Origin of the sequence: Citrobacter sp. CK194 (assembly GCF_030333395.1) — a bacterium.
GTDB lineage: Bacteria > Pseudomonadota > Gammaproteobacteria > Enterobacterales > Enterobacteriaceae > Citrobacter_B > Citrobacter_B koseri.
The window spans coordinates 618528-645505 of the sequence record NZ_JAOWGA010000018.1; the positions used below are offsets into that span (position 1 = coordinate 618528).

Consider the following 26978-nt stretch of genomic DNA (forward strand, 5'->3'; position numbering starts at 1 on the left):
AAAGGATAGGTTATGAAAAAACGTTTTATGATGTTCACCCTGCTGGCGGCGGCATTTTCGGGAATGGTTCATGCGGACGATGCAGCCATTCGCCAGTCGCTGACTAAGCTGGGCGTGCAGAGCACGGAAATTCAACCCGCGCCGGTTGCAGGCATGAAAACCGTGCTGACCAACAGCGGCGTGCTGTACGTCACCGACGATGGCAAGCATATTATTCAGGGGCCGATGTATGACGTCAGCGGCGCGTCGCCGGTAAATGTCACCAATCAGTTGCTGATGAAACACCTGAATGTGCTGGAAAAAGAGATGATTGTTTACAAAGCGCCGCAGGAAAAACACGTCATCACCATCTTTACCGACATTACCTGCGGCTACTGTCACAAGCTGCATGAAGAGATGAAAGACTACAACGCGCTGGGGATTACCGTGCGTTATCTGGCCTTCCCGCGCCAGGGGCTGGAAAGCCAGGCCGAGCAGGATATGAAGTCCATCTGGTGCGCGAAAGACCGAAACAAAGCCTTTGATGACGCGATGGCGGGCAAAGGCGTGAAAGCCGCCACCTGCGATATCGATATCGCCAATCATTATGCGCTGGGCGTGCAGTTCGGCGTGAGCGGCACGCCAGCGATTGTGCTGAGCAACGGCTATGTGGTGCCTGGCTATCAGGGGCCGAAAGAGATGAAGGCGTTCCTTGACGCGCACCAGAAACAGACCAGCGGTAAATAATTCGCGTGAAACAACAGATACAACTTCGTCGGCGTGAGGCCGACGAGACAGCTGAGCTGCCTGCTGACCTGCCGCCGCTGCTGCGCCGTTTATACGCCAGCCGGGGCGTACGCAGCGCGCAGGAGCTGGAGCGCAGCGTAAAAGGGATGCTGCCGTGGCAGCAGCTTAGCGGCGTCGAAAAGGCGGTTGAGATCCTCTATAACGCGTTTCGCGAGGGGACTCGCATCGTCGTCGTGGGCGATTTTGACGCGGATGGCGCCACCAGTACGGCGCTTAGCGTCCTCGGTATGCGTTCGCTGGGCTGTAACAATATCAGCTACCTGGTGCCAAACCGTTTTGAAGACGGCTACGGATTAAGCCCGGAAGTGGTCGATCAGGCGCATGCTCGCGGCGCGCAGCTGATTGTGACGGTGGATAACGGTATCTCTTCTCATACCGGTGTGGAACATGCCAGAGCGTTGGGGATTCCGGTGGTAGTGACCGATCACCACCTGCCGGGCGATACGCTACCTGACGCAGAAGCCATCATTAACCCGAATCTGCGAGATTGCGATTTCCCGTCGAAGTCGCTGGCAGGCGTTGGCGTGGCGTTCTATATGATGCTGGCGCTGCGCACTTTCCTGCGTGATAAAGGCTGGTTTGATGAGCGTGGCATTACGCCGCCGAATCTGGCGGAATTGCTCGACCTGGTCGCGTTAGGCACGGTGGCGGACGTGGTGCCGCTGGACGCCAATAACCGCATCCTGACGTGGCAGGGGTTGAGCCGTATCCGCGCCGGGAAATGTCGTCCAGGCATTAAGGCGCTGCTTGAGGTGTCGAACCGCGATCCGCAGAAGCTGGCGGCCAGCGATTTAGGCTTTGCGCTGGGGCCGCGTCTGAATGCCGCAGGGCGGCTGGATGATATGTCCGTCGGCGTGGCGTTGCTGCTGTGCGATAACATCGGCGAAGCGCGGGTGCTGGCGAATGAACTGGATGCGCTGAACCAGACGCGTAAAGAGATCGAACAGGGGATGCAGGCGGAAGCGCTGACCCTGTGCGAGAAACTGGAACGCAGCCGTGAAACGCTGCCTGGCGGCCTGGCGATGTATCATCCAGAATGGCATCAGGGCGTGGTCGGCATTCTGGCTTCGCGCATTAAAGAGCGCTTCCATCGCCCGGTGATTGCCTTTGCGCCCGCCGGTGACGGTACGCTGAAAGGTTCCGGTCGTTCCATTCAGGGGCTGCATATGCGCGATGCGCTGGAGCGTCTGGATACGCTGTATCCGGGGATGATGCTCAAATTCGGCGGCCATGCGATGGCGGCAGGATTGTCGCTGGAAGAGGCGCAGTTTGAACATTTCCAGCAGCGTTTTGGCGAGCTGGTGACCGAGTGGCTCGACCCATCGTTGCTACAGGGCGAAGTGGTTTCTGATGGCCCGCTGAGCGTGGCTGAGATGACGATGGAAGTGGCGCAACTGCTGCGTGACGCAGGGCCGTGGGGGCAGATGTTCCCGGAACCGCTGTTTGACGGACGTTTTCGCCTGTTGCAGCAGCGGCTGGTCGGCGAACGCCACCTGAAAGTGATGGTCGAACCGGTTGGCGGCGGCCCGCTGCTGGACGGCATTGCGTTTAACGTTGATACCGCCTGCTGGCCGGATAACGGCGTACGCGAAGTTCAGCTTGCCTATAAGCTGGATATCAATGAGTTTCGCGGCAACCGTAGCCTACAGCTGATCATTGATCACCTCTGGCCAAATTGACAACAGTATATTAATGAGAGCGCGAATCCGGTAGAATTCCGCTCTTATCACTGCATTTTGACTAGTCCAATAAAAGAAATCAGACCATGTTTGAAATTAACCCGGTAAATAACCGCATTCAGGACCTCACGGAACGCTCTGACGTTCTTAGGGGGTATCTTTGACTACGATGCCAAGAAAGAGCGTCTGGAAGAAGTAAACGCCGAGCTGGAACAGCCGGATGTCTGGAACGAACCCGAACGCGCGCAGGCGCTGGGCAAAGAGCGTTCCTCCCTTGAAGCGATTGTCGACACCCTCGACCAAATGACTCAGGGTCTGGAAGATGTTTCCGGGCTGCTGGAGCTGGCTGTAGAAGCCGACGACGAAGAAACCTTTAACGAAGCCGTAGCTGAACTCGATACGCTGGAAGAAAAGCTGGCGCAGCTGGAATTCCGTCGTATGTTCTCCGGTGAGTATGACAGCGCGGATTGCTACCTCGATATTCAGGCAGGTTCCGGCGGTACTGAAGCGCAGGACTGGGCAAGCATGCTGGAGCGTATGTATCTGCGCTGGGCAGAAGCGCGCGGCTTTAAAACCGAAATTATTGAAGAGTCTGAAGGTGAAGTCGCGGGGATCAAATCCGTCACCATCAAGATTTCCGGCGAATACGCCTATGGCTGGCTGCGTACCGAAACCGGCGTCCATCGCCTGGTGCGTAAGAGCCCGTTCGATTCCGGCGGTCGTCGTCATACCTCGTTCAGCTCCGCGTTCGTCTACCCGGAAGTTGACGATGATATTGATATCGAGATCAACCCGGCAGACCTGCGTATCGACGTTTATCGCGCATCCGGCGCGGGCGGTCAGCACGTTAACCGTACAGAATCTGCGGTACGTATTACGCACATCCCGACCGGGATTGTGACGCAGTGCCAGAACGACCGTTCCCAGCACAAAAACAAAGACCAGGCCATGAAGCAGATGAAAGCGAAGCTTTATGAACTGGAGATGCAGAAGAAAAATGCCGAGAAACAGGCGATGGAAGATAACAAATCCGACATCGGCTGGGGCAGCCAGATTCGTTCTTATGTCCTTGATGACTCCCGCATTAAAGACTTGCGTACCGGGGTTGAGACCCGCAACACGCAGGCGGTGCTGGATGGCAGCCTGGATCAATTTATCGAAGCAAGTTTGAAAGCAGGGTTATGAGGAACCAACATGTCTGAACAACACGCACAGGGCGCTGACGCGGTAACCGATCTTAACAATGAACTGAAAACGCGCCGCGAGAAGCTGGCTAGCCTGCGCGAGCAGGGTATTCCGTTCCCGAATGATTTTCGTCGCGATCACACCTCAGACCAACTGCACGCTGACTTCGACGCGAAAGAGAACGAAGAACTGGAAGCGCTGAACATCGAAGTGTCCGTTGCGGGCCGTATGATGACCCGTCGTATTATGGGTAAAGCGTCTTTCGTTACGTTGCAGGATGTCGGCGGCCGTATTCAGCTGTACGTTGCCCGTGACGATCTGCCGGAAGGCGTTTACAACGAGCAGTTCAAAAAATGGGATCTGGGCGATATCCTCGGCGCGAAAGGGAAGCTGTTCAAGACCAAAACCGGTGAGCTGTCCATCCACTGCACCGAACTGCGGCTGCTGACCAAAGCGCTTCGTCCGCTGCCGGATAAATTCCACGGCTTGCAGGATCAGGAAGCGCGCTATCGCCAGCGTTACCTGGATCTCATCTCTAACGATGAATCCCGTAACACCTTTAAAGTCCGTTCACAGATTATGGCGGGTATTCGTCAGTTCATGGTGGGCCGCGGCTTTATGGAAGTGGAAACTCCGATGATGCAGGTGATTCCTGGCGGTGCGGCAGCGCGTCCGTTTATCACCCATCACAACGCGCTGGATCTGGACATGTACCTGCGTATCGCGCCGGAACTGTACCTGAAGCGTCTGGTAGTTGGTGGCTTCGAGCGTGTGTTCGAAATCAACCGTAACTTCCGTAACGAAGGGATCTCCGTTCGTCATAACCCAGAGTTCACCATGATGGAACTCTATATGGCGTATGCGGACTATAAAGACCTGATCGAACTGACTGAATCGCTGTTCCGTACGCTGGCGCAGGATATTCTGGGCAAAACTGAAGTGCCTTACGGCGATGAAGTGTTCGACTTCGGCAAGCCGTTCGAAAAACTGACCATGCGCGAGGCTATCAAGAAATACCGTCCTGAAACGGATATGGCCGATCTGGATAACTTCGACTCCGCCAAAGCGATCGCTGAATCTATCGGCATCAAGGTTGAGAAAAGCTGGGGTCTGGGCCGCATCGTAACTGAGATCTTCGAAGAAGTGGCGGAAGCGCACCTGATTCAGCCGACCTTCATTACCGAATATCCGGCAGAGGTTTCTCCGCTGGCGCGCCGTAACGACGTGAACCCGGAAATCACCGACCGCTTTGAATTCTTCATCGGCGGCCGTGAAATCGGTAACGGCTTTAGCGAGCTGAACGATGCAGAAGATCAGGCGCAGCGTTTCCAGGATCAGGTTAACGCGAAAGAAGCCGGTGACGACGAAGCGATGTTCTACGACGAAGACTACGTTACCGCTCTGGAGCACGGCCTGCCGCCGACAGCGGGTCTGGGAATTGGTATCGACCGCATGGTAATGCTGTTCACCAACAGCCACACCATCCGCGACGTGATTCTGTTCCCGGCGATGCGTCCGGTAAAATAAGACGTGAGATGCCGGATGGCGGCTTTGCCTTATCCGGCCTACGTTTTGCACCTCTGTAGGCCCGGTAAGCGTAGCGCCACCGGGCACAAAGCCAGTAAATTACCCCTGGTTATACTCCCGCAACAACTCACGCGCTTGGTCGTCAGACGCCTGCAACACCATCCACGGACTGAACGCCCACGGCGCCGCGCTCAATGCTTGCAGTACGGTTTCCAGGCCGCTCCACTGGTAGTCCATCACTTCATCCGGGTTTACCTGTAGCGCGCTGGTCACCTGCGCGGCGTATACCGGACAGACCTCATTTTCCACGATGCCATTCGGGTCAGTTGCCCGATAGCGAAAATCTGGATAGACGGGCGTCAGGTTGGTAATTTCGACGCCAAGCTCAAAACGGCTGCGTCGGATAATTGCCGCTTCAGTGCTTTCTCCCTGCTGTGGGTGTCCGCATACTGAGTTGGTCCAGACTCCCGGCCACGCTTTTTTACTGAGCGAGCGGCGAGTGACCAGCAATTGCCCCTGCGCGTTAAACAACCAGCATGAGAAGGCGAGATGTAAAAGGGTATCAGAGGTATGAGCCGCATATTTCTCCAGTATGCCGTCAGGATTACCCTGCTCATCCAGCAATATGACATGTTCCCCGGTCATAAAAACTCCTGAATATGAAAATAGCCGCATACTGCTGCAAGCCATATACTCTGGCAACTAGCGTAGTCTATATAGGGTGGAAAGGCATTACCAAAAGTAGCGGTGGCAAGAAGGAGATATCGTGACACCGATGGCAATACATTGGGCATCTGGCTTTTGGCTGCTATGATAAGGCGTTTGAAATGTTGCGAGGAATAGTTTTGAGTGCAGGACGCCTGAACAACAAGAGCCTGAGTATTGTGATGCTGCTTTGTGCAGGCTTGCTTTTAGCGGGCTGCTCCAGCAATCAATCTTCTGATTCGGGTTCCGTCTATACCGTTAAGCGGGGAGATACGCTCTACCGCATTTCGCGCACGACGGGAACCAGCGTGAAAGAACTTGCCCGCCTGAACGGTATTTCCCCGCCTTACACCATTGAGGTCGGGCAAAAACTGAAACTGGGCGGCGGGGCGAAGCGTTCCGGTTCATCGCGTGCGACCACGGCGAAATCCTCTACGAAAACGGCGGCAGTCAGACCGTCCTCTTCTGTGCCGCAATCTTCCTGGCCTCCGGTAGGGCAACGTTGCTGGCGCTGGCCTGCCAGCGGCAAAGTCATTTTGCCTTATTCAACGGCGGAAGGCGGCAACAAAGGCATTGATATTTCCGCCGCGCGCGGTACGCCGATTTATGCGGCAGGGGCAGGGAAGGTGGTCTATGTCGGCAACCAGTTACGCGGTTACGGGAACCTCATCATGATTAAACATAATGAGGATTACATCACCGCTTATGCCCACAACGACACGCTGTTAGTTAACAACGGGCAGAGCGTGAAAGCCGGGCAGAAAATTGCCACAATGGGGAGCACTGATGCGGATTCCGTTCGCTTGCACTTCCAGATTCGCTACCGCGCAACAGCGATTGATCCGCTGCGTTATTTACCGCCGCAGGGGAGCAAACCAAAATGCTGACGGTGAATTAATCGCCAGTCAGTGAGCAAGCACCTTGTCAATAAGAGCGTAAGGTTTATAATGCCTTACGCATCTCGAAGCGGGCGTAGTTCAATGGTAGAACGAGAGCTTCCCAAGCTCTATACGAGGGTTCGATTCCCTTCGCCCGCTCCATGACCATTCTTAAAGTACTCCAACTTACTGAACCCTAAGGGACATGGCTTAAAGCCTCCTTGCAGAGTTACTTACTGTAACCCACTGTGTAACCCTCTCAGGGCATACAGACACATGATTCAGCCATCAAGCAAGCTACTCCAGGTAACTGCCTACCTTTATGAGCGCAGAGGCGTCTACTATTTCCGTCTACGGCACCGTCAGTCAAACACTGATAGAATGACCTCATTGTCACTACGGACTAAGGACAGACGAACCGCTATGGCTCACTCTCGACACATCAAGTCAGCACTTAAAGCAATCCATGCAGACAACCCTAACGCCTCTTATGAGGAGCTACGGGAGCACCTGAAGACTATTGTCGAGTGGGAACTTAGTGTCAGTCGTGATGACCTGAACGACCCGGAGTCCTACCAGCTTTACGTTGACCAGTACGACGACATTAAGTCCAACCTTCGGGAAGCTGTAGCGACTGAGCGTCTGACTGTAGACCAGCATCGCTATATCAATGACGTTATCGGCGTACTTAAAGCCTGTCAGGATAGACTCAAAGGTGATAGCTCTGGCCTGTTGTCTTACCTTGAGCCTGAGACTGGCAGTCTAAGACCGTCCGTCTCCCTATCTGTATTGGCAGAGCCTGAAGTTCCTGAACCTAAAGCTCTGACCCTCGCGTCTCTCATTGAGCAGTACGAGCAGGAGAACGCTCAGAACTGGAAGCCAGCGACCCTAGGCGAGAACCGAGCGTCTCACTCTACGTTAATCGAGATATTCGACTATCTGGATATTCAGGATGTCGGCAAGGCGACTCGTTCAGATATGCTCAGGGTCCGTGAAGTCCTCCAGCAGATACCGAAGAACCGTAAGCAACGCTTTAAGTCAATGCCACTGTCTGACCTGCTGAACCGAGAGTCTAAGACTGACTGTCTGGACGTCGTTACCATCAACAATAAATACCTTATCAAGATGGCTGCTGTCTTTAAGTGGGCGGTACGCAACGACCTGATAGCTAAGAACCTGACAGAAGGTCTTGAACTGAAGGTCCCGCAGCGTAAGGCCTCAGACGCTCGTGATGCATTCAGTCCTGAGCAGGTAGGGCAACTACTGGTCGCCGCTAAAGCGTACTCTCAGAAGACAGCAGGTAAGCCATACCATTATTACGTCACCGCTCTAGCTGCAATCACTGGAGCAAGGCTTAACGAGGTGGCCCAACTTCAGGTCAAAGACGTCAGGACCACTGAGGTTGGGACCGTGTTTATCCATATCAACGAAGACGATAGCAGCCTGCCGGGTAAGAGTATCAAGAACGCCCACAGTGACCGCTGTGTCCCGCTGGTGGATAGAGCTTATGGTTTTGTATTGGCTGACTTTATGTCGCTTGTGGAAGACCGTAGAAAGACTGTGGGTGATAATGCTATGGTATTCGATGGCCTCAAGCTGATGAAGAACGGCTACGGTGAGCAGGTTAGTAAATGGTTTAACCGGACGTTGCTACCTAAAGTCCTCGCTGACCGTAGCGGCTTAGCTTTTCACTCGTTTAGGCACACTGTTGCGACCCAGTTAAAACAACACGGGGTCGAGTTGGCGTATGCTCAGGCGATTATGGGGCATAGTTCAGGGTCTATAACTTACGACCGTTACGCGAAAGAGGTCGAGGTAGATAGACTGGTTAATGTGATGGCTGATGTTTATAAGGAGACTTGAGTAGATGGCGATACCGTTTGAGGCACCTGAGTTTGAAAAAGAAGCCTTTAACTGCCCATATTGTAACGCTTTTGCACATCAAAAATGGCAGCAGTTGTACTATTACTATTCAAGTACTGGAGGCCTTCCTGTTCATACTTCTATCTGTGAGCATTGTGAAGAAAAAAGTTTTTGGTTTCAGCGCCGCTTACTTATACCGTTTGCTTCCACAGCCGAACTACCAAACCCGGACATGCCCGACAACTGTAAGGCTGACTACATGGAAGCCAGGAGTATAGTTGGCCTATCACCTAAAGGGGCCGCTGCACTCCTTCGTCTATGCCTTCAGAAGTTAATGGTCCACTTAGGAGAACCGGGGAATAACATTAATGCTGACATCCGGTCTCTCGTTCAGAAAGGACTACCTGTACGCATCCAGCAGGCAGCAGACATCTGCCGTATTGTTGGCAATCAGGCGGTCCATCCCGGAGAGATTAGCCTTGATGATGATCCGCAGTTGGCTCATGGTCTCTTTAAGCTGCTGAACATTATTGTTGATGACCGAATCACGAGACCGAAAGAAATTGAGGATATGTTCCAGAGTATGCCTGAAGGTCCACGCCAAGGCATTGAGAATCAGGACAGACAGGCGAGGGAACAGCAGCAGGCCGCTAATGAGTAAGACTGGTGGCAAATCTTTAACCCTCACTATAGGGAAGGGGATTAAACTATCACTATAGGGAGAGACCCTAAGTCCCACCTCAATAGCAGTCCCCTCGACACACATTCATTAAGTCTCAGGCTTCCGGTAGCGGACCGATTGGAAACCATCCGCATACGCCTAGTGTTAAATCACCTTGGCCTGAGACCATTCCCTTTAACGTAGGTTATCTTCCCTTTTGACAGGCGGGGAGCAGAAGACCACACCCGACTTTAAGTTGGCTCTGTGATAATCGCTGCGCGGATAGCTGAAGAACTAGACATCATTGCTGAGGTCTGCCATCCATTGTGGACAGGCGGAAACTCAAAGAGTTTAGACCAGTGGTGTCTGAGGTTGGAGCTTTGAGACGACCAGCAGGCTGGAGGAGACCATGAGTTTATCTTGTTATGGATTGTGTTATCACAACTCCAATAAAGAGAACTTTAAGTCCAGCCTCCAGTCCTGTCAGCCCAAAGTAAACTATGGTCGCTATGATGTGTCTCCATACTTTGGGTCTAACTGGAGGTCAGATTATGGCCTTATCAGGTAGCAAATCTTTAACCCTCACCATGGGACCATACATTCCGCCTCTGGTCTTGATGCGTCAAGTTATGCGGAAGCTCTCCCGACATTGAGTCTTTTTCCGAAGACATCCCAAGGCAAGACAGTCTCTGTCAGACCTCCAGCCCCTAGAAGTTCTTCTCCTCTTGAAGTCTATCACCTTCTAGCATCTGGTCGTCCTGACACGCTGTCGAACCTTCATATCTATGGTCATCGCAGACCATCGCTAGTTAGCTAGCCACCATCACAATTACCTCAAGTTATTCTGTTTGCGTCCTGTTGCCTGCTGGTCTCCCTTTACGTGGGGCTTGAGTAGGTCAGTAGGGTGCGACTTCAGGGTGCAAACAAAAGGAGTACACGTAAATGTCTCAACAAGGATTCAGCGTCATTAACCTCGACCAGCTTGTCTCCATGACCTCGGTTGAAATTGCTGAGCTGACAGGCAAGGAGCACCGAAATGTCCTGCGTGATATTCGCAATATGGCTGAGGAGCTTAACGCGCTCAAAACTGAGCTGGTTGGCGAGGAAGTTTACAAGGACGCTAAAGGCGAGAGCCGGGTAATGTATCGCCTAGACCGAAAACATACATTTATTCTGGTCGCTGGCTATTCCGTTCACCTCCGCGCCAAGTGTTACGACCATATTCAGACGTTAGAGCGTCGAGTCCTTCAACTGGAAGACCAGAAGAAGCGGGCAGCCATTCAGTCCGCTAACCGCCGAGGCGTGACTTGGGGCGACTACTGCAAAACCTATGGTCTACCCGCTCAGAAGCTAATGACCGCACTTCTCCAGCATCGTGGCCTCTTTCGTAAGAACCCAATCAGTAACGAGTGGTCTGTAAATCCGAAGTATTCCGACTGCTTTCGTATCATTAAGCCGTCTGACCAGAAGTTCTCAGCAGGTGGTTATAACTTTCGCTTCAACGCTAAAGGATTGGAGGTCTTCGGTAATCCTGTGATAGTCGATAAACTGCGAGGCATCCTTATTGCCTTCACTGGCACCGACCAGCAGAAGCAAGAGCACCTCCTGAAGCAGGCCCAATCCGGCAAGCTGGAGGGACTCTAAGATGATTGACCAACGACCTATGATTGACCCGCGCACACCTGAGGGCCGCATGACTCTCCGTTACCGTGGTTACCGGACTGAAGTCATCCTGAAGGAGCTTGGTCTAGACCCGGAAGATGAGACCCGCCAGCACCAATCACGAGACGAGCTAATAGCCCAACTGGTCGCTATGAAACTGTCGTCGGCTATCAAGCTAGCTGTCTCCAATACCTAATTTAAACCTTTTGAGATGACCGATGCGGGGAGACGCCGCAGGATTAAACACGCCTGTAGCAGACCGATAGTCTCAACTCTCAAGAGGAGTATTTACTATGTTATTCAATAACCAAGACTGGAAACTGTCAGTCACCGATATCAATCTTTACGAGAATACTGTGAGTCTGGACGGTCAGTCCTATCCGTTGTCCCTCGCTATCAAGACCCTCATTCCGGGCTACCTGTCCGGCCTGCCGTCTACCAGCCGCGAGGCAATGGAGTTACTGGAAGCTCTGGCTGAAGCTGGTGTAGCTATTGGCAACTTCTTCAGTAATGACCTGATGACCGCCTACCAACGCCGCCAGATGAATAAGCGTGTCGAGGCTGAGCGTATCGCTAAAGAACTGGCGTCTCAGAAAGACCGTACCCGCGAAATGTTCATGACCGAAGACGAATGGCAGAAAGAGCTACAGCGCCGTGAACAGGTCAAAGCTGAACGCCGGACCTATGGTGAGAACCTCCGCAGTTCTACCCATTCCGCTGGTCGCTCCCGTGCCGCTATTGTCGCTGACCTTGAGTCTGGCGCTAACTGGATGGACAGCTTGTAAGCAAGCGATCCTCATCTAAGAACACACACGTCCCTGACTTCCTGTTAGGGATTTCAAGTATTTGACTCAAGGAGATTAATTATCATGACTCTGACTAAAGACGCTTTACAGTTTGGCATTGAGCCTGTTCGTATCACCGACACCGACAACATGCAGGTCAATGAAGGTCTGCCGACTAACGCTGACCCACAGGTCTATGCCTTCCAGTTAGCTAAGACGGTTAAGGCTATGCTGAACGGTGTACTTAAAGACGCTCAGGAGAACATCCCGTTCCCTGTAGAAGTCCTGCCAACACGCAACAGCTTACCGACCCCACTCATTGCTCACACTCTGGCTAACCGCTCTGTGGTCGTTCCTGTCCGTGGTGGCAAGCGGCCTGAAGTCGTTACCGTTCCGTCCGGTCAGGAGATTGTGGTCGAACCGATTGAACAGGCTATTCTCATCTCTGAGCAGACCAAGCTATGGGACGCTAAGTCCTCTACTGGTTTCACTCAGGGAACGCTCCAGCAGGACGCTCTGAACATTTGTGAGAATGTGGTCCGTACCATTAACTCTAAGATGGTTGACGTTCTGGAGTCCTCTAAGCTGCTGAAGACAGTAGAGCTTCCGGTCCTGACTGGTAGCCTGACCGCTAAGGCAGACACTATCATGGACGCGCTGTATGAAAACACCGAGTCTTCTTTCGGCTCTGAGGTTACTGATTACGGTATCATCGCCCATGAGTCACACCTCAAGGCTCTCTCCCGTCTGGCTGCTAAGCAGGGCTTCGGTGGTGAAGACGCTATCGTCGATATGCTGGGGACAGATATCGCCTATTACAATGGTGAAGACCGTGGTGTGTTCATGATGGCTAAGCGCTTTACGGCTCTGAGCTTCGGCTGCTTCCGTCACGATGGCGAGAACATTACTGTGGTCCTATCCCGTGATGGCGACTCTCAGTCTCACGACCTTGAGATTCTCGGTAAGGTATTCGTGGTCGCTGAGGCTGCAACGACTGTAAAGATGGAGACTGGTAGCGCTGCTGCTGTCCTGCCTGTAGTCAAACGCTTGAGTTTCACTAAAGAAGCCAACTAACAATAACGACTATTGGTCAGACTTCCGTAACTGGATGTCTGGCCTTTATTTTGTACTAGTAATCTAGTTTATGAATACAGAAAGGAGGAGGACCAAATGGACCTACACAAAGTCTATCTCGTGGTCTTCCTGCTGAAGCTGGCTCTGGTAGTCGTGCTGATGGTCTGGCCCAAAGACTGATACTGATGAGTTTTGACTGAAAAATGTGAGACCCTATCTAATACAATGAGCCTGACGATTTACCCCGTAGCCCGACCCTCAGTCAGACCAAAAGGGCCGGGTAGTCAGGCCGTGAGTTCTATCCCTCTCGAGGGAATTTTACATGCTTCAAGTCTTGACCTTCAGCGTCTCCATGTGTAACCATCACTGTAACCACTGGATTCATCAATCTTTAAGAAACAAGAAGTTAGCTGGTTGTCCTCGGCTCCCTTCGCCCGCTCCAGATCTCTCCCCTTGTGGCAAAACTTCTATAAAACTCTTTTTGCTTTCAACAACTTACTTAACATAAGCTGTCGTGATCGTTCTACCATTGAACGACGAAGTACCAACAAGAGGTACATTGTCTCTTACACCAGACTGATCACACGCATTCAAGCCCGATGTGCGGCCTTATGAGCCACGTAAACAGGTTTATGGTGTAACGTACCTACAAACGACATGTAGGCTCTATCAGCGTTTCAGCCACGCTCCCGCAAGGGTACACGGTTATTCTGATAAGGTGTGATCCCTCTGACAGTCTGATGAAGTCGCTACGCTTGTTGCTGTATCACTAACGGGGCTTTATGGCTGCTATTGTCTGAAAATCAGAGGCTTCTCGGAAGAAAACCTTCCTATGTCCAATTGCTTAGGAGTACGATAAGCCAACAAATCATTATAGATAAAAGGGTTATCTGTGGCTCTACATGGAAAGTTCGTAATTAATGATGCGTACTACTCCCCTTTATCGTTTCCTGGTGTAGGCACGTTTTTAGCTTTCTCTGGTAATGGTGCTTACCGTAACCGTGGGGCATGTGGAATGATCCCCAAAGAGGGGCCAGTACCAGCGGGTAAATACTGGATTGTTGACCGCCCTCAAGGTGGACTCAAGTCACAGCTAAACGCAGGGGTGAGAGACATTTATAATCACTTCGCCAGTGGCGCAACATTCAAACATTCCGAATGGTTCGCATTATGGCGTGATGATTGGGGGAACGACGATTACACATGGATTGAGAACGTTAAGCGTGGCAATTTCCGTTTGCATCCAGGCGTACTATCAGAAGGTTGTATCACTCTCCCACATGATTCTGATTTTGCCATGTTGCGTAATGCTCTGTTGAGAACCCGAAAAATAGATGTTCCTTGCATGAGGAAGCTACAGGCATACGGCACGATTGAGGTGATCGCCAATGGCAAAACATGCCCTTAGTTTGTTCATCAAGATAGTGCTGTTCGCTGTTGTTATGCTGATCGTTGCTAAAATGGTTCCGTATGAGGGATTAGTTAATTCTATTACGGGGCTTTTCGATTTCCAGAGTGCCGACAAGTTTACCCGCTTCATTTTGGGTGAACCTGATTTAGAAGTTTGGGAATCGTTAGGCGACTATTTTAGCATCTTAATTAACACATTAATCAGCGTACCTGTCATGAGTGCCATTATCACGGCGTACAGTGGCGTGACACACAAAGTTAGTCCAGCAGGTATCCCCAGAGAGTGGGGCAGTTCTACGTTGCGGCGGTTAGCTAAAATCTTCGGGTTTACCTTCCTGTTTTGGGCGTTGTTTCGCTTGCTGCCTTATCAGTCTTTATTCCCAACGTATTCAAATTTCACAATGGCGGCGATTGTGGGCTTTCAGTTGCTCTTAACGATTGTTTGCTACTGGTTCATCACGAAGAAAATCACAACTAAAAGGCGTTTGTAAAATGCCTATTCCGGCTTACATGTGGCTTAAAGACGATGGCGGCACAGACATTAAAGGATCTGTAGACGTTCAGGATCGTGAGGGGAGTATAGAAATTGTTGGCTTTAGTCATGGTCTGAACATTCCAGTAGACAGTGCCAACGGTAAGATCACTGGCAAGCGTTCACATTCTCCGATGATGATTGAAAAGGAGTTTGATAGCTCCAGCCCGTATCTATACAAAGCCGTTGCCACTGGTCAAACGTTGAAAAGTGCGGAGATTCGCTGGTATCGAATTAACCATGCAGGACAAGAAGAGTGTTACTTCGTCATGACCATTGAAGGCGTGAAAGTGACGGGCATTAATCCAGGGATGCCAAACGCTAAAATGGCAGGGAACTCGCAGATCAACCACATGGAATCTGTTTCCCTGATGTATGACAAAATCACCTGGCGTTATGTTGATGGTAATGTCCAGTATACGGACGATTGGAACGTAAGAGCGTAACATGCACCAAGTCTTTGTTAATAAATCCATGGGATTACGAGATCTTTGGAACGGGGGGGATTTCCCTTCGCCCGCTCCAGCTTCAAGTTTCCTGAACTCCGCATTCAACGCCCAACAGGATTAACTGCCCGCTATTATGGCATCCGTGCCAGTAGTGCGGTCATTAACAGTCGTATCAACAATCTTCAATAATCAGATATACCGCCTTAACCGGGCCATGCACGCCGACCACCTTGATCAGTTCGATATCCGCCGTTGAGCTGGGGCCACTGATGATGTTAATACACGATGGCATGCGTTCACCGGCCTGCGCTTTCTGATGCAGTTTTTCCGCCAGTTGTGCCACGCGTGGCAGGATGGTGCTCTTGCGTAGCACGAAAATCGAGGACTCCGGCAGCAGGCTTAATGAACGCCCGCGCTCAGGCGCGGAAAACAGCACCACGCCGCCCGATTCCGTTAAGCCGTATTCGGCATACACTACGCCGACTTTCGCTTGTTCGGCCTGGGTAACATTCTCTGCTCCTCGGGCCGGGTCCCAGACCACGGCGTTGCATTCCTGCTGCAAGCGTTCGGTGATCCCCAGTTCCACCAGTCGGCTATCGCCGCTGAGTACCACCGATTTATGTCCCAGTTCTTCACACAGGCGTAACGCCGCTTCCGGCGCCTGCGCTTCGCTGGTCAGTTCGCAGCGTACCAGCATGACATCGCTCGCAAACTGGATAAACGCGTCGCAGCGCTGCTGCTGGCTAAGTTCGGTCAGTCGCTCGTTCGCATAGTTGTTAACCGGCAGCGTATCTGCCTGCGGTTCGAATCGCAGCGGGCGGCCCAGCGCCTGGGCGATGGTGTTTAAAAACGCGCTACGGTTATCCATTCTTTTTCTCCTCTGCCTGATGTTTCTTAAACCAGCTACGGAAACTCTCTCCGTCAGCATCAGGGAGATCTCGCGCCTCCATCCAGTCACCAATAGCGCCGACTTTAAGCGGCGTTTTACCGCCATTAATAAACCAGCTTGCCGCATGAGCGCCTGCCATCATCCCGACTTTCCACAGTCCAGGATGGCTATTGGCATAAGCGAACATTTTGATCGCCCGTCGCTCGGCTTTCGGGGTAATGCCCTCTTCGGCCATCACTCGGCGATGGCGCAGGATCAGTTTTGACAGCGGAATGCGCACCGGGCAGACGCTGTCGCAGGCCGTGCATAATGAACAGGCATACGGCAGATCTTTAAAATCCTTATAACCGCCGAGCAGCGGGGAAATCACCGCGCCGATAGGGCCGGGATAGATAGAGCCATAGCCGTGTCCACCAATGTGGCGGTATGCCGGGCAGGTGTTCATACAGGCTCCGCAGCGAATGCAGCGCAGCACGTCGCGAAATTCAGAACCGAGTACCTGGGAACGCCCGTTATCCACAATAACCAGGTGGAACTCTTCCGGCCCGTCAACGTGGCCAGCCTCGCGCGGGCCGGTCAGCCAGGTGTTGTATCCCGTCAAACGTGCGCCAACGGCGCTGCGCGCCAGCATGGTGATCAGTACGTCCACCTCGGCAAAGGTGGGGGCGATACGCTCCATCCCCATCACCGCAATGTGCGTTTTCGGCAGCGTGGTACACATCCGCGCATTGCCTTCGTTGGTCACCAGGCACACCGATCCGGTTTCCGCCACGGCGAAATTACAGCCGGTAATACCGATTTCAGCGCTGAGGAAATCCTCGCGGATCTTCTGGCGGATGAATAAGGTCATCGCTTCTGGCGTTTCCGGGCCGTCATAGCCCAGACGTTCATGCAGCACGCGGCGGATCTGATAGCGATCCTTATGGATTGCCGGAACCACAACGTGTGAAGGCGGGTCCTGATCCAACTGGAGAATATACTCGCCCAGATCGGTTTCGATCACCTGAATTCCGGCATCCTGCAACACATGATTGACGCCAATCTCTTCGGTCACCATCGACTTGGACTTCACTACCTTGCGCGCGTTTTTACTTTGGGCGACCTGTAAAATGTAGCGGGTGGCTTCTTCTTTGGTTTTGGCGAAATAGACGTGCCCGCCGTTTTCCGTCACTTTCTCGGTGAGTTGATACAGGTAAGCGTCGAGATTGCTCAGAACGTGATCGCGGATCTGGCTGGCACGGTCACGCCATTCGTCCCAGTGCCCTAACTCATCGACCATTTTTTGCCGATTCGCGCCGATTCGCTCCTGCGCATTGGCCACGGCTTTGCGCATGATCGGATCTTCAATTTGCTGACGAATGCGCAGTTTAAATTCTACATCGCTGGTTTTTATCGACATCTCTTTCCCCTCAGCGGCTCATCAGCACTTCAGCAATATGCATCACTTTGACCGGCTGGCCTTCCCGTTGCAGTCGACCGCCAATGTTCAGCAGGCAGCTGACGTCTGCGCCAATCAAATATTCAGGCCGGGCATCCATCAGGTGTAAGACTTTCTCTTTCACCATCTCGCCGGATATTTCGGCCATTTTGACCGAGAACGTCCCGCCAAATCCGCAGCAGGTATCCTGATCGGCAAACGTCAACAGCTCCAGCCCGCGCACATTTTTCAGTAGCGTGAGCGGTTCTTCCTTCACTCCCAGCTTGCGGGTCAGGCTACAGGATGGGTGATAGACAGCTCTGCCCTGAAGGCTGGCTCCCACATCCACCACACCCAGTTTATTAACGATAAAGGAGGTGAGATCCTGCATGCGCGCGGCGACCTTTTCCGCACGTAACGCCCATTCAGGCTCATCGACCAGATATGTTGGGTAGCTTTTTACCGCGTAGGTACAGGAGCCAGCAGGAGAGATAATCGGGTCGTCGTTGTCTTCCAGCGCTGCGATCAGGTTTTTCATCCCCGGGATCGCTTCTTTGATGTAGCCGCTGTTGATGGCTGGCTGGCCGCAACACCCTTGCTTCTCAGGGAAATTAACGCGGCAGCCCAGTTTTTCCAGCAGCAATACGGAGTCTCGGGCCATCCGTGATTTCAGCGCGTCACCAATACAGGTAACAAAGAAATTTACATTCACAATCAATGCTCCATTGCTTCACTTCTATTTAGCCCCGATGGCAACCGGCCACCGGGTCATAAATCAATAATAAAAACGACCATTGTTTTTCGGTTTATCCTACTCTACGTTCATTTGTATGACAAAATAGAATAATCCACCAATCAATACCCATATGCAATACACGGGTTTATTTATTTCGGCATCGCTCACATTTTTATAATGAAAACCACAGCGATGTGAACGTCCGAAAAATAGTTTCAAGTGATTACTAATTTCGTCAGTATCATTATTAAACAGGTTGTTAAATAACTATTTATAGGTATCTGTCTTGCTCTTAAGTATATTTGCCTGGCATTGAATTTTAATTAAAAGATTACAATAGTTACAAAACTACAAATCATAATTACTTTATTCACTGAAGCGATTCAGTTTACATATTTCATTTGACCAGCAATGTAGCCTCCCCACCATAAATATAAATCAGGTTTAATGAACCAATCAGGAATAGTAATGAACGAATATTTTATGTTTGCCCTGGCACTCTCTCCTTTGCTGCTTATGGTATTTTTAATTCTGAAATTGAAAATGCCCATCCATTATTCAGTTTTGATTTCGCTGGCATTCACTGCCGCGCTGTCTGCAATATTCTGGGACATGCCAGTACAAAATCTTAAAGCCTCGATGGGTTATGGCGCACTGAAAGGATTATGGCCGATCGTGATTGTGATCCTCGGCGCTATATTCAGTTATAACGTCATGCAGGCGACCAAAGCGCTGGATATTCTCCGCGATATTCTCGCCAGTATTAGCGAAGATAAGCGTATTCAGGTACTGCTGATTTCGTGGTGTTTCGGTGGATTCCTTGAAGCGGCTGCCGGGTACGGTACGGCGGTCGCGATACCTATCGGTATTCTCATCGCGCTGGGATTCAACCCACTGAAGGCAGCAATTGCTTCACTTGTGGCCAACACCGTACCCACGGCGTTCGGGGCGGTTGGTATTCCGGTCTCTATCCTGGCTGAACAGGTTAATCTGCCGGTTTACACCTTAGGCGGAACGATTATTCTGCAATTAGCCCTTTTTAATATCCTGCTGCCGTTTGTCATAATTTGCATTATTGGCGGTGGCCTGAAAGCCATTCGCGGCGTGTTCCTTATTACGCTGCTTTGCGGTATCACAACGCTTGTTCCGCAGTATTTTGTCGCCATACATCTCGGGGCAGAATTACCTGCCTTTGCCGGCAGCCTGGTCAGTCTTTTTGCCGTCGCAATTGCCAGCCGCCTGCGCAAAGGGAAAACAGATCCCGAGTGGCGCATTGAAGTCAGCCACACCCGTGAAACGACGCCGCGCTCGGCGAAAGTGCTGTTCCGGGTCGGTTCTATCTATCTGTTTATTTTTGTCTTTATTCTGCTGTGCTCGCCGTTATTCCCAACGATAAAAGCGGCGGCTTCTCAGTTGGCTTCGGTGCTGCATTTTACGCTGGCCGATGGCAAAACGCTGGCGCTGAAAGTTGAATGGGTCACCACGCCCGGAATGTTGATTATCTTTGCGACCATTATTGGCGGTTTTATTCAGGGGGCATCAGCACGCGGTATGCTGGAAGTGTTTGTCAAAACCGTATTCCAGCTTAAAAATTCCATTGTTGCGATTATGGCGATCGTCGCTCTGGCAACGGTAATGGATCTCAGCGGTATTATCTCCACGCTGGCCCAGTCGATTGTCGATCTGACCGGAAGCTCGTACGTTTTTCTCGCTCCGGTGATTGGCGCACTGGGAACGTTTGTTACCGGCAGCGACACCAACTCGAATATTCTGTTTGGTAAACTACAAACTATTGCCGCCAGTAAATTAAATATTGATCCAAACTGGCTGGCTGCGGCAAATACCTCCGGCGCAACAGGCGGGAAAATGATTTCACCGCAAAGTATCGCCATTGCGGTTTCGGCAACCAAAATGGAAGGACAGGCGAATCAGATAATGTCCGGCACCATGAAGTACTGCTGTGCCTATATTGTGATCCTTGGATTAAAAGTTGGTCTCTTTTATTACTGGTTTATGACTTAACGTTATTTTGCGCAACGACGACTGCTCATCAACTGGCAAATGCCTCTGTTTTCCTGTAGCCACGCCACTTTGACGGGGCTATGCTTACTAGCGAAAACATAACAATTACAGAGGCAATGTCATGGATCAGGAACTACTGGATGCGGGTTACCGGGCCTATACCGGCGAGAAAATCGATGTCTATTTCAATACGGCCATTTGTCAGCATTCGGGTAATTGCGTGCGCGGTAGCGCGAAGCTCTTTAATCTGAAACGTAAGCCGTGGATCATCCCGGATGAAGTGGATGTGGCAACGGTTGTGCGTGTTATTGATACCTGTCCGAGCGGCGCGCTGAAATACCGCCAGAAATAAGTGAGGAAATGATGGAGATACTCGAAGGCCACAACAAATTTTATGTGAATGATGCTGCGGGTAATCAGGTCGCCGAAATCGTATTTGTACCGACGGGCGAACATCTGAGCATTATTGAGCATACGGATGTCGATCCCAGCCTGAAGGGGCAGGGCGTCGGTAAACAGCTTGTCGCGAAGGTGGTTGAAAAGATGCGCGAGGAGAACCGCAAGGTTATTCCACTTTGTCCTTTCGCCAAACATGAGTTTGATAAAACGCGCGAGTATGACGATATCCGCGCCTGATGCGTTTTACCGGTCATCGCCGTGGGTTTCTGCCCACGGTCTTTTCCGGCGCTCCGCTGTTTATTATCGGTTTCTCATAAACCCAGCGATTACCGTGGTCGTTGATAAGCTCGTACCTGACGGTACGACAATGTCCTGCCTTCCCGGATAACGATAGCGGTTGTGAAGACAGCGGAGCGATCATCAGCGGCGTTGCGCTGACGTTGTCGCACGCCAGCGCTGCCAGCGTGATGTACCACGGCGTCGGGTTATTAACATAAAGCTGCGTCTCCTGCGGCTGGAATGTGAAGGTCAGCCGTTCGCCATCCTGCTCTCTCAATGGCCCAACGCCCTGTGGACGAATAAACACTTTCATGCGGATGCGCAGCGGCAGCACGAGTTTTTGTCGCGTTTTCGCATCCTGAACGGTCATCGGCGGGATCTGGTAGATATTCAGCCAGTAAAGCGACTCCCGCTCGCGCGCTAACCCAGGTTTCTCTGCGAGCTGTAACTTTACCGTCCGAATTTCCGTCGGCTGCATTTTGAATACGGGCGGTATCGCGACGATGGGCGTGATGGTCTCAGCAGGCTGACTCAGCGGATCGCCTTCATCCGTCCAGATTTGAACCAGGGCAGGGTGCTGCGCTGAATTTGCCAGCGCCAGCGAATAATGGCTCTCCCCAGCGTTAAAAATAACGCGAGTCACTTCCGTATTGACCACGGCTCGTGCGGGAGTCGCCGTCCATCCTGTCCAGACGATAAGAAGCGTGTATGTGGGCCAGTTACTGAAAACTGACCACCACCTGGAGCTGTGCATAGACTGTTCCTGCTGTCACGTTTTCCCCCGGAATCGCTTCCAGAGAGGCGGTAAAGTCGCCGCTGTAGAGGCTGGTTGAGCCGCTGGCGGTTTGCGTGGTCAGATCCTGATAGCCGTACCAGCCGCCCGCGTTGCCCGTGGCTGTGGCTATTTGGTTGGGCAGAAGATTCAGCGCATTGCCATTTTGCTTGTCGCTGTAGAGGCGAATGCCGACGCCTGATGCAACGCCGTTTACGCCATAATGATTGTCGAGTAGCCATGTATAAGCGCCGGAGCCGGTCTTGAGGCCCAACTGAGAGGCCGCATTGGCTGCGGTGGGATTGCTGACCAGGAATCCCATCGCCACATATGCTCTTAAGCTGGTGGACGCCGTCGTGCCGGACAACGCCCCGGTTTCGCATTCAACGCTAATGCTAAAAGGAGCCTGACTGCTGCTGCCGCTGATGAGTTCGCCAACGCTGGCTGGCGGTAACCTGACAATGGCGGGGTAGTCGTTGACCCGGCAGGCGGCGCCGCGCACGAACACGGTCTGGCTGGTTAACGTCCAGCCGCCGGGCCACTGCGCCGCGCCCCAGCCGCTATAGTTGGTTCGGCTGTCAGCGCCCTCGAAAAGCCCTGAACTCATGCCGCCACCGTGGAAAGCGATATAGCCTGCCGGTCCCGCGTAGGGATAGGTATAACGGTTGGAACCATCAACGCCTCTGGCGCTGTCATCAACCCGAAACAGTTCAACAAATACGTCGCTAAAGGCGCTGGCTGGGATGTAGATATAGGTGCCGTCATTGAACATTTCACTTTCCGGGATTGCACGCGCTTTCCAGTAACGGGAGTAATATTCTCCGGTTTTTAGATTGGTCAGCCTGACCGCCACGTTTTTAACGTAGGTGTAGTAAGCGCCGTCGATTCCCGGTACGTCGACCATGCCTCCCCAGTAATCGTCGCCGTTGGTGGCGTAGTATTCATATACCTGGCCGATTTCGGAAACGGTACAGCGAAACATAATCTGATTGGCCGTGACGCCCTGCGTTCGTCCATTGGGGACGAAACTGGCAGCGGCGCTGCCCAGCAACGTGCCTTCGCTCTGAAATCCCGTCCCGTTGCTTAAGGTAATGACGCCGGGCAAGCCCAGTTTCCCTTTTACATCGCCGTCCCCCACGCCGCCCCAACTGGCGCCCACATAGCCTGCGTCTTTCGCCGCCTGAGAAAGGGGGCTGGCTGACGTGACCTTAATGCAGGCGGACAGGGCAGGATGCGCAACCATGCCGCTGAATAACAGGCCGTAAAAGAGCTGTCTGATTTTCATACGTTATTCCTGACGACAAGGTAGTGTGAGCTGATACAGCGGCGCATGCGTTTTAGCCGGTAGTTGATACCAGACCTGGCACCGCTGCGTGGATTTTTGCCCCCACTGTACGAACAGCACGCCGGATTGTTCCGCCAGTCGGGCGTAAATTTGCCCGCCCTGGCCGACCATTCCCACGGATTCGCCGTGGCCGTCCGTCACGTCAGCGCCCATCGGCGGCTGGTCGCCATCGGGAAGCGTTGTGTTGATGAGCGCCGCTTTACCGCTGGTGGTCGTGAATTTCACTCGGGAAATCGCGCCGGCGTAGGGCACGATGCGCTTGCTGCCGCTCTGTAGCTCTACTTCGGCATTCATGTTTCCGCTGTCCAGGCTTACGGTGTTATAGCGATAGGGGGTCATGGAAGGGAGCAGGGCATAGCCGAAATAATCGACCGTTGCGCCTTGCCCGTTACGTACCGCCGCGCCGCGTGCGCCTGGCGCTTCGATAAGCGCGAACGTATCGCTGGTGTAGGGGCCAGCGGTGATCCCGCCGCGGTGCGCAACCAGCGTGCCGGACATCCCCAGACCATATTGCTGGTAATCGCTGCCGCGGGAGGCAAAGCCGCGAAACGCGCCGACGGCGGTTCGTTGCTCCACGTTGCCGCCCCAGGTTGCGCTGCTGCCGTCGTGCTTATCTCGCTCCAGGCCGCTATAAACGGCCCAGGATGTGGCGCTGTTCTCGCCCGTGGCGCCGCTTATCCCCACCGTGGCGGTGCGAACGTCGCGGCTGCGATTCATATCCAGATTTAGCTGCGTGCGGCTGGCGCCAACATCGAAGGGGATGGAGATCCCCAGTGAAAGCGTGTTTTCGGTGTATTTACGCTGGTTTTCGCGGTCAAAATCCCGGTCGTTTACGCTGGTGTCGTAGCGGCTGGCATAACTGCTGCGCTGTCTGGCGGCGCTAAGATTAAAGGTGATGTTGCGCCAGCTGTTGCTGTAGCCAAACTGGAGTTGGGTGATGCGCGACGCGTCGCTGTAGTAATCTGACGTACTGCCGGTGAAGCTAACCATGCCCCAGTCGCCCATCGGCTGGCTGAGCGTAGCGGAAAAGTTATTACGCTGGTGCAGCGTATCCGAATAATACGCCACGCTGTTTTTCTGCTGACGGCGCACGCCCAGCACATCCTGTAAATCACGATAACCGCTGGTGGAGTAACGGTAGGCCGCCAGCACCAGATTTGTGCCGGTGGTAAACGTTTTGCTGTAGCTGGCCTCAATGCGCCAGCCCTGCTCGTTATCGTCGTTTTCGACTCTGGCGTTTGAGTAAACGGTATTGAGGCCGAATGCTCCGACGGATGTTGCCATTACCCCGCCCAGCAGAAACGCCTGATAATCATCGGCCAGCCGTGAACCCAAATTGGCGGTTAGCGTGTTGCTCATCCCGCGCTGCAAAACGCCTTCGACAAATTTATTCTCCACGCTGTAGTAGTGGCGAACGTAGCCCATTGCCAGCTCATAGTTCCAGTTTCCCGGTCGAACGGAATCAGGAACCGCCGAGTAGGGAACGGTAAAACTTGAGATTTGCCCGTTCGCTTCGATGACATCGACGGCCAGATCGCCCTGGCCACGGGTATTGTAAAGATCGTTAATAACAAAAGCGCCGGGCGCGACGGTGGTTTCGTAAATCACTTTACCCTGCTGGCGTACCACCACGCGGGCGGTTGTGGTCGCCACGCCGCGCACTTCCGGCGCATAACCGCGTTTGCCCTGCGGCCACATCCGTTGATCGGTGTTCAGTTTTATGCCGTTGAATGAGAGGCTGCCGAACAGGCTGCTGTTGGTGTAATTGTCCCCAAACGCTATCACGCTCTCAAACTGAGGTAGAGGGCGCTGAATCGCAGTCGCTACCGCATTGTATTTGTAGTGGCTACCCGTCTGGTTGTCATCGGCATAGCGGAGGTTCCCCTGATGGCGAAATTGCCACAGCCCGATGTTGAAACCGCCATTGATATTGCTCCACAGGTAGTCGTAGCGCAGGTGTGAGTCTGTATTTTCCGTATGATAAAAATTGGTATTGTGGCGCAAAAACAGCGCGGTCTCTCCGGCGTCCCATTCGGAAACGGGAATATATCCCCGGGGAGCGTGGTAAAGCCCGGCCTGAGGAATCATCATATTCAGGCGCAGCTTCGCTATATCCACTTGCCAACTGATTTTTTGCCCGGTCTCGCTGATGCGCAGACAGTGCGGCGTTGAAGATGCCGCAGAGGAGCGCGTGCGAATCGCGCTGGCGCGAACCACCTCAAACGGCAGACAGGGTTCGACGGCGTTATCCGGCGTGGCGGATGCGATAAGTTCGATCTTTTCCTGCTGGCGAATCAACTGGTTATTAAGATAAATATCCAGCACGTATTCACCCGCAGGCACGCTGTCTTGGGTATGATTAAAGCGCTGGAGATCCAGACCATGACCGTATGCGGACCCCTGGAGCAGCGCGGGATCAAAATAGTAATCGGCCCTGGCCGCAGTGGAAAATGCCGTAACGCATACCATCAGGCCGAAACCCGCCGGGCGATTAAAGAGGAAAATCTTCACTGATTCTGGCTCCCTGATCGTTAATCAACGTGATGCGAACACGCTGATTTGCAGCCGATCGGGCGTCGGTAAAGACATAACGCTCACTGCTGAAAGGGGCAATCATGCCTGCTTTTTGGGCGCGGGTTTCTGAGGCATTGATCAACTGTAGCCCGGCAATGGTGATGTAATAAGGCTGATTATTTTTAATGGTGATGCCGGTTTGACCCGTTCGCGTGACCTGAAGGTTCGCCAGCATTTTTTGTGGATTACCGTTTAATTCAGCCGGACGATAAAATAACTTCACCCGGTTACGTAGCATGATCAGCAGGCTGTTTTGATTGCCCTGATCCGGGCTACGTTGGCCCACATTCGCGGGCGGAACCTGCATAAAATTAAAATAGAACAGAGATTCCCTGTCTTGTGGCAGGGACTGGGCCGCCGTAAAAACAATCCGAATAATTTGCCCTTCGCCGGGTTGAATACGAAATACCGGCGGCGTGGCGATAAAGGGAAGTTGAGCTGATTTCTCCGGCCCGTCTACCATATTGCCGTTATCGAACCAGGTTGAGACCACATAAGGGAAGGAATCTTTATTCTTTAAATGAACATCGACAGAGTTGGCTGAACCATTATAAATAATTCGCGTCCCGGTCATGGTAATACTGGCGGCGACGTGTTCACTCCAGAGTGTAAAAAAGATAAACAGAAACCCCGCGAGAGAATACAGGGCGTCGCGAATGGGGTTCATTTATTACTCCCTGGTCGAAAGAGGGCGGGACGAAATTCCCGCCTGGGTTAAATTACTGGTAAGAAACCGCGTATTGCATGGAGGCCTGCACCGTACCGGTGGTTGCTGCGCCCCCTGAGTAATATTGGGCCTTGTAGGTTGCCGTGGCTGATGTCTCATTTGCCGCCAGCGCTAAATCTCCGCCGCCATTAAACGCGTTGCGAAAATCGATCTCTGTATCACTGGTGTCGAGGATCTGAATTTCAACATCGCTCGCCGAGCCATTGCTGGCCAGGTTCCCGGTCGTGGCGCTGATGTTATTTCCGACGAAGACGGTCGAAATATTGATCCCGGAGGCTGAGCCGGTGCATCCGCTGACGCCGATGTCGAAGGTCGTTTGTCCTGCAACCTGATTGGTGTTCAAGGTGTTTACCGTGACGGTAGGCAGTAAGACGACAGGTGAGGCCTCAGAACCATTTACCGATACGGAACAGGTTTCATCAGAAACTTCTCCCATAAATGTAATGGTATTATCAGAAGCCAGTGCGCCCGCAGAATAGATCGCGGAGATCACCAGCGCCGGAATTAGGGCACGATTCAGTTTCATAACTAAACTCCATTTTCATTCAGTCGTGTTGATTTACCCTGAGAATTCAGGGTGTTCCCAATGCTCAGGGACATTCATAAAAATGGCACTGTGCTG

General features: G+C 52.6%; 25 protein-coding genes and 1 tRNA gene. 17 read left to right on the forward strand and 9 right to left on the reverse strand.

Annotated elements, in window-relative coordinates:
• Window positions 1-12 precede the first annotated feature (12 nt).
• From dsbC to lysS, 4 genes are all read left to right on the forward strand, one after another.
• Complete coding sequence (gene dsbC / locus OGX80_RS14710; protein WP_115181180.1) at window positions 13-726, forward strand: bifunctional protein-disulfide isomerase/oxidoreductase DsbC; 714 nt, start codon at window positions 13-15, stop codon at window positions 724-726.
• A 5-nt stretch (window positions 727-731) separates the two neighbouring features.
• A complete protein-coding gene (gene recJ / locus OGX80_RS14715) occupies window positions 732-2465 on the forward strand; it encodes a single-stranded-DNA-specific exonuclease RecJ (RefSeq protein WP_115181181.1) in 1734 nt (577 codons plus the stop codon).
• Window positions 2466-2551: 86 nt separating this feature from the next.
• Window positions 2552-3650, forward strand: a protein-coding gene (gene prfB / locus OGX80_RS14720; protein WP_096753903.1) for a peptide chain release factor 2 whose coding sequence is annotated in 2 segments (ribosomal slippage) — window positions 2552-2626 and window positions 2628-3650 — 1098 coding nt in all. Because the reading frame shifts where the segments join, the coding sequence is not laid out codon by codon here.
• A gap of 9 nt (window positions 3651-3659) precedes the next feature.
• A complete protein-coding gene (gene lysS / locus OGX80_RS14725) occupies window positions 3660-5177 on the forward strand; it encodes a lysine--tRNA ligase (protein ID WP_012134993.1) in 1518 nt (505 codons plus the stop codon).
• Between the two features lie 99 nt (window positions 5178-5276).
• On the opposite strand, the gene idi is transcribed toward lysS, so the two are convergent.
• The gene (idi, locus tag OGX80_RS14730) at window positions 5277-5822 is read right to left on the reverse strand and encodes an isopentenyl-diphosphate Delta-isomerase (protein ID WP_115181182.1); all 546 of its coding nucleotides are present in this window, start codon (window positions 5820-5822) and stop codon (window positions 5277-5279) included.
• Between the two features lie 200 nt (window positions 5823-6022).
• Here idi and actS point away from each other — a divergent pair, with 200 nt between their 5' ends.
• The 10 genes from actS to OGX80_RS14785 all read left to right on the forward strand — a co-directional run bounded on the left by actS (window position 6023) and on the right by OGX80_RS14785 (window position 15193).
• The gene (gene actS, locus OGX80_RS14735) at window positions 6023-6769 is read left to right on the forward strand and encodes an amidase activator ActS (protein ID WP_058668057.1); all 747 of its coding nucleotides are present in this window, start codon (window positions 6023-6025) and stop codon (window positions 6767-6769) included.
• Between the two features lie 79 nt (window positions 6770-6848).
• A tRNA-Gly gene (locus tag OGX80_RS14740) sits at window positions 6849-6922 on the forward strand.
• A 114-nt stretch (window positions 6923-7036) separates the two neighbouring features.
• Complete coding sequence (locus OGX80_RS14745) at window positions 7037-8623, forward strand: site-specific integrase (protein ID WP_115181183.1); 1587 nt, start codon at window positions 7037-7039, stop codon at window positions 8621-8623.
• A gap of 4 nt (window positions 8624-8627) precedes the next feature.
• On the forward strand, window positions 8628-9284 hold the full coding sequence (locus OGX80_RS14750; RefSeq protein WP_115181184.1) for a DUF4145 domain-containing protein: 657 nt from the start codon (window positions 8628-8630) through the stop codon (window positions 9282-9284).
• Between the two features lie 942 nt (window positions 9285-10226).
• Window positions 10227-10928 carry a Rha family transcriptional regulator gene (locus OGX80_RS14755; RefSeq protein WP_115181185.1) on the forward strand — a complete coding sequence of 234 codons (702 nt, stop codon included), beginning with the start codon at window positions 10227-10229 and terminating at the stop codon, window positions 10926-10928.
• A gap of 311 nt (window positions 10929-11239) precedes the next feature.
• Window positions 11240-11731, forward strand: a complete 492-nt coding sequence (locus OGX80_RS14765; protein ID WP_115181186.1) for a hypothetical protein — start codon at window positions 11240-11242, stop codon at window positions 11729-11731.
• Between the two features lie 84 nt (window positions 11732-11815).
• Window positions 11816-12805, forward strand: coding sequence for a hypothetical protein (locus tag OGX80_RS14770; protein ID WP_115181187.1), 990 nt, complete (start codon window positions 11816-11818; stop codon window positions 12803-12805).
• Between the two features lie 892 nt (window positions 12806-13697).
• Complete coding sequence (locus OGX80_RS14775; RefSeq protein WP_110493853.1) at window positions 13698-14213, forward strand: DUF2778 domain-containing protein; 516 nt, start codon at window positions 13698-13700, stop codon at window positions 14211-14213.
• On the forward strand, window positions 14194-14706 hold the full coding sequence (locus tag OGX80_RS14780; protein ID WP_115181188.1) for a hypothetical protein: 513 nt from the start codon (window positions 14194-14196) through the stop codon (window positions 14704-14706). The genes OGX80_RS14775 and OGX80_RS14780 overlap by 20 nt, the downstream gene beginning before the upstream one ends.
• A gap of 1 nt (window position 14707) precedes the next feature.
• Window positions 14708-15193 carry an Hcp family type VI secretion system effector gene (locus OGX80_RS14785; RefSeq protein ID WP_115181189.1) on the forward strand — a complete coding sequence of 162 codons (486 nt, stop codon included), beginning with the start codon at window positions 14708-14710 and terminating at the stop codon, window positions 15191-15193.
• A gap of 175 nt (window positions 15194-15368) precedes the next feature.
• On the opposite strand, the gene OGX80_RS14790 is transcribed toward OGX80_RS14785, so the two are convergent.
• The 3 genes from OGX80_RS14790 to OGX80_RS14800 are packed head-to-tail and all read right to left on the reverse strand — an operon-like array spanning window position 15369 to window position 18214.
• Entirely contained in the window at window positions 15369-16064 is a 696-nt protein-coding gene (locus OGX80_RS14790) for a LutC/YkgG family protein (RefSeq protein ID WP_115181190.1), read from the reverse strand.
• Window positions 16057-17484: a LutB/LldF family L-lactate oxidation iron-sulfur protein gene (locus OGX80_RS14795; RefSeq protein WP_047461453.1), complete on the reverse strand. Its 1428-nt coding sequence runs from the start codon at window positions 17482-17484 to the stop codon at window positions 16057-16059. The genes OGX80_RS14790 and OGX80_RS14795 overlap by 8 nt, the downstream gene beginning before the upstream one ends.
• A gap of 10 nt (window positions 17485-17494) precedes the next feature.
• A complete protein-coding gene (locus tag OGX80_RS14800) occupies window positions 17495-18214 on the reverse strand; it encodes a (Fe-S)-binding protein (protein ID WP_024130919.1) in 720 nt (239 codons plus the stop codon).
• A gap of 492 nt (window positions 18215-18706) precedes the next feature.
• Here OGX80_RS14800 and OGX80_RS14805 point away from each other — a divergent pair, with 492 nt between their 5' ends.
• The 3 genes from OGX80_RS14805 (at window position 18707) to OGX80_RS14815 (ending at window position 20896) form a co-directional block, all read left to right on the forward strand.
• Window positions 18707-20260, forward strand: a complete 1554-nt coding sequence (locus OGX80_RS14805; protein ID WP_058668056.1) for an L-lactate permease — start codon at window positions 18707-18709, stop codon at window positions 20258-20260.
• A 121-nt stretch (window positions 20261-20381) separates the two neighbouring features.
• A complete protein-coding gene (yjdI, locus tag OGX80_RS14810) occupies window positions 20382-20612 on the forward strand; it encodes a 4Fe-4S mono-cluster protein YjdI (protein ID WP_047461459.1) in 231 nt (76 codons plus the stop codon).
• 11 nt (window positions 20613-20623) lie between these two features.
• Window positions 20624-20896, forward strand: a complete 273-nt coding sequence (locus OGX80_RS14815; protein WP_058669118.1) for a GNAT family N-acetyltransferase — start codon at window positions 20624-20626, stop codon at window positions 20894-20896.
• A gap of 13 nt (window positions 20897-20909) precedes the next feature.
• Here OGX80_RS14815 and OGX80_RS14820 read toward each other — a convergent pair whose 3' ends face one another.
• The 5 genes from OGX80_RS14820 to OGX80_RS14840 are packed head-to-tail and all read right to left on the reverse strand — an operon-like array spanning window position 20910 to window position 26882.
• The gene (locus tag OGX80_RS14820; RefSeq protein ID WP_115181191.1) at window positions 20910-21692 is read right to left on the reverse strand and encodes a fimbria/pilus periplasmic chaperone; all 783 of its coding nucleotides are present in this window, start codon (window positions 21690-21692) and stop codon (window positions 20910-20912) included.
• On the reverse strand, window positions 21658-22995 hold the full coding sequence (gene stbD, locus OGX80_RS14825; protein WP_115181192.1) for a fimbrial usher protein StbD: 1338 nt from the start codon (window positions 22993-22995) through the stop codon (window positions 21658-21660). The genes OGX80_RS14820 and stbD overlap by 35 nt, the downstream gene beginning before the upstream one ends.
• A gap of 3 nt (window positions 22996-22998) precedes the next feature.
• Window positions 22999-25566, reverse strand: coding sequence for a fimbrial outer membrane usher protein (locus OGX80_RS14830; protein WP_115181193.1), 2568 nt, complete (start codon window positions 25564-25566; stop codon window positions 22999-23001).
• Window positions 25547-26296, reverse strand: coding sequence for a fimbria/pilus periplasmic chaperone (locus tag OGX80_RS14835; protein ID WP_115181194.1), 750 nt, complete (start codon window positions 26294-26296; stop codon window positions 25547-25549). The genes OGX80_RS14830 and OGX80_RS14835 overlap by 20 nt, the downstream gene beginning before the upstream one ends.
• A gap of 52 nt (window positions 26297-26348) precedes the next feature.
• Window positions 26349-26882, reverse strand: coding sequence for a fimbrial protein (locus OGX80_RS14840; protein ID WP_012134978.1), 534 nt, complete (start codon window positions 26880-26882; stop codon window positions 26349-26351).
• Window positions 26883-26978: the final 96 nt, after the last annotated feature.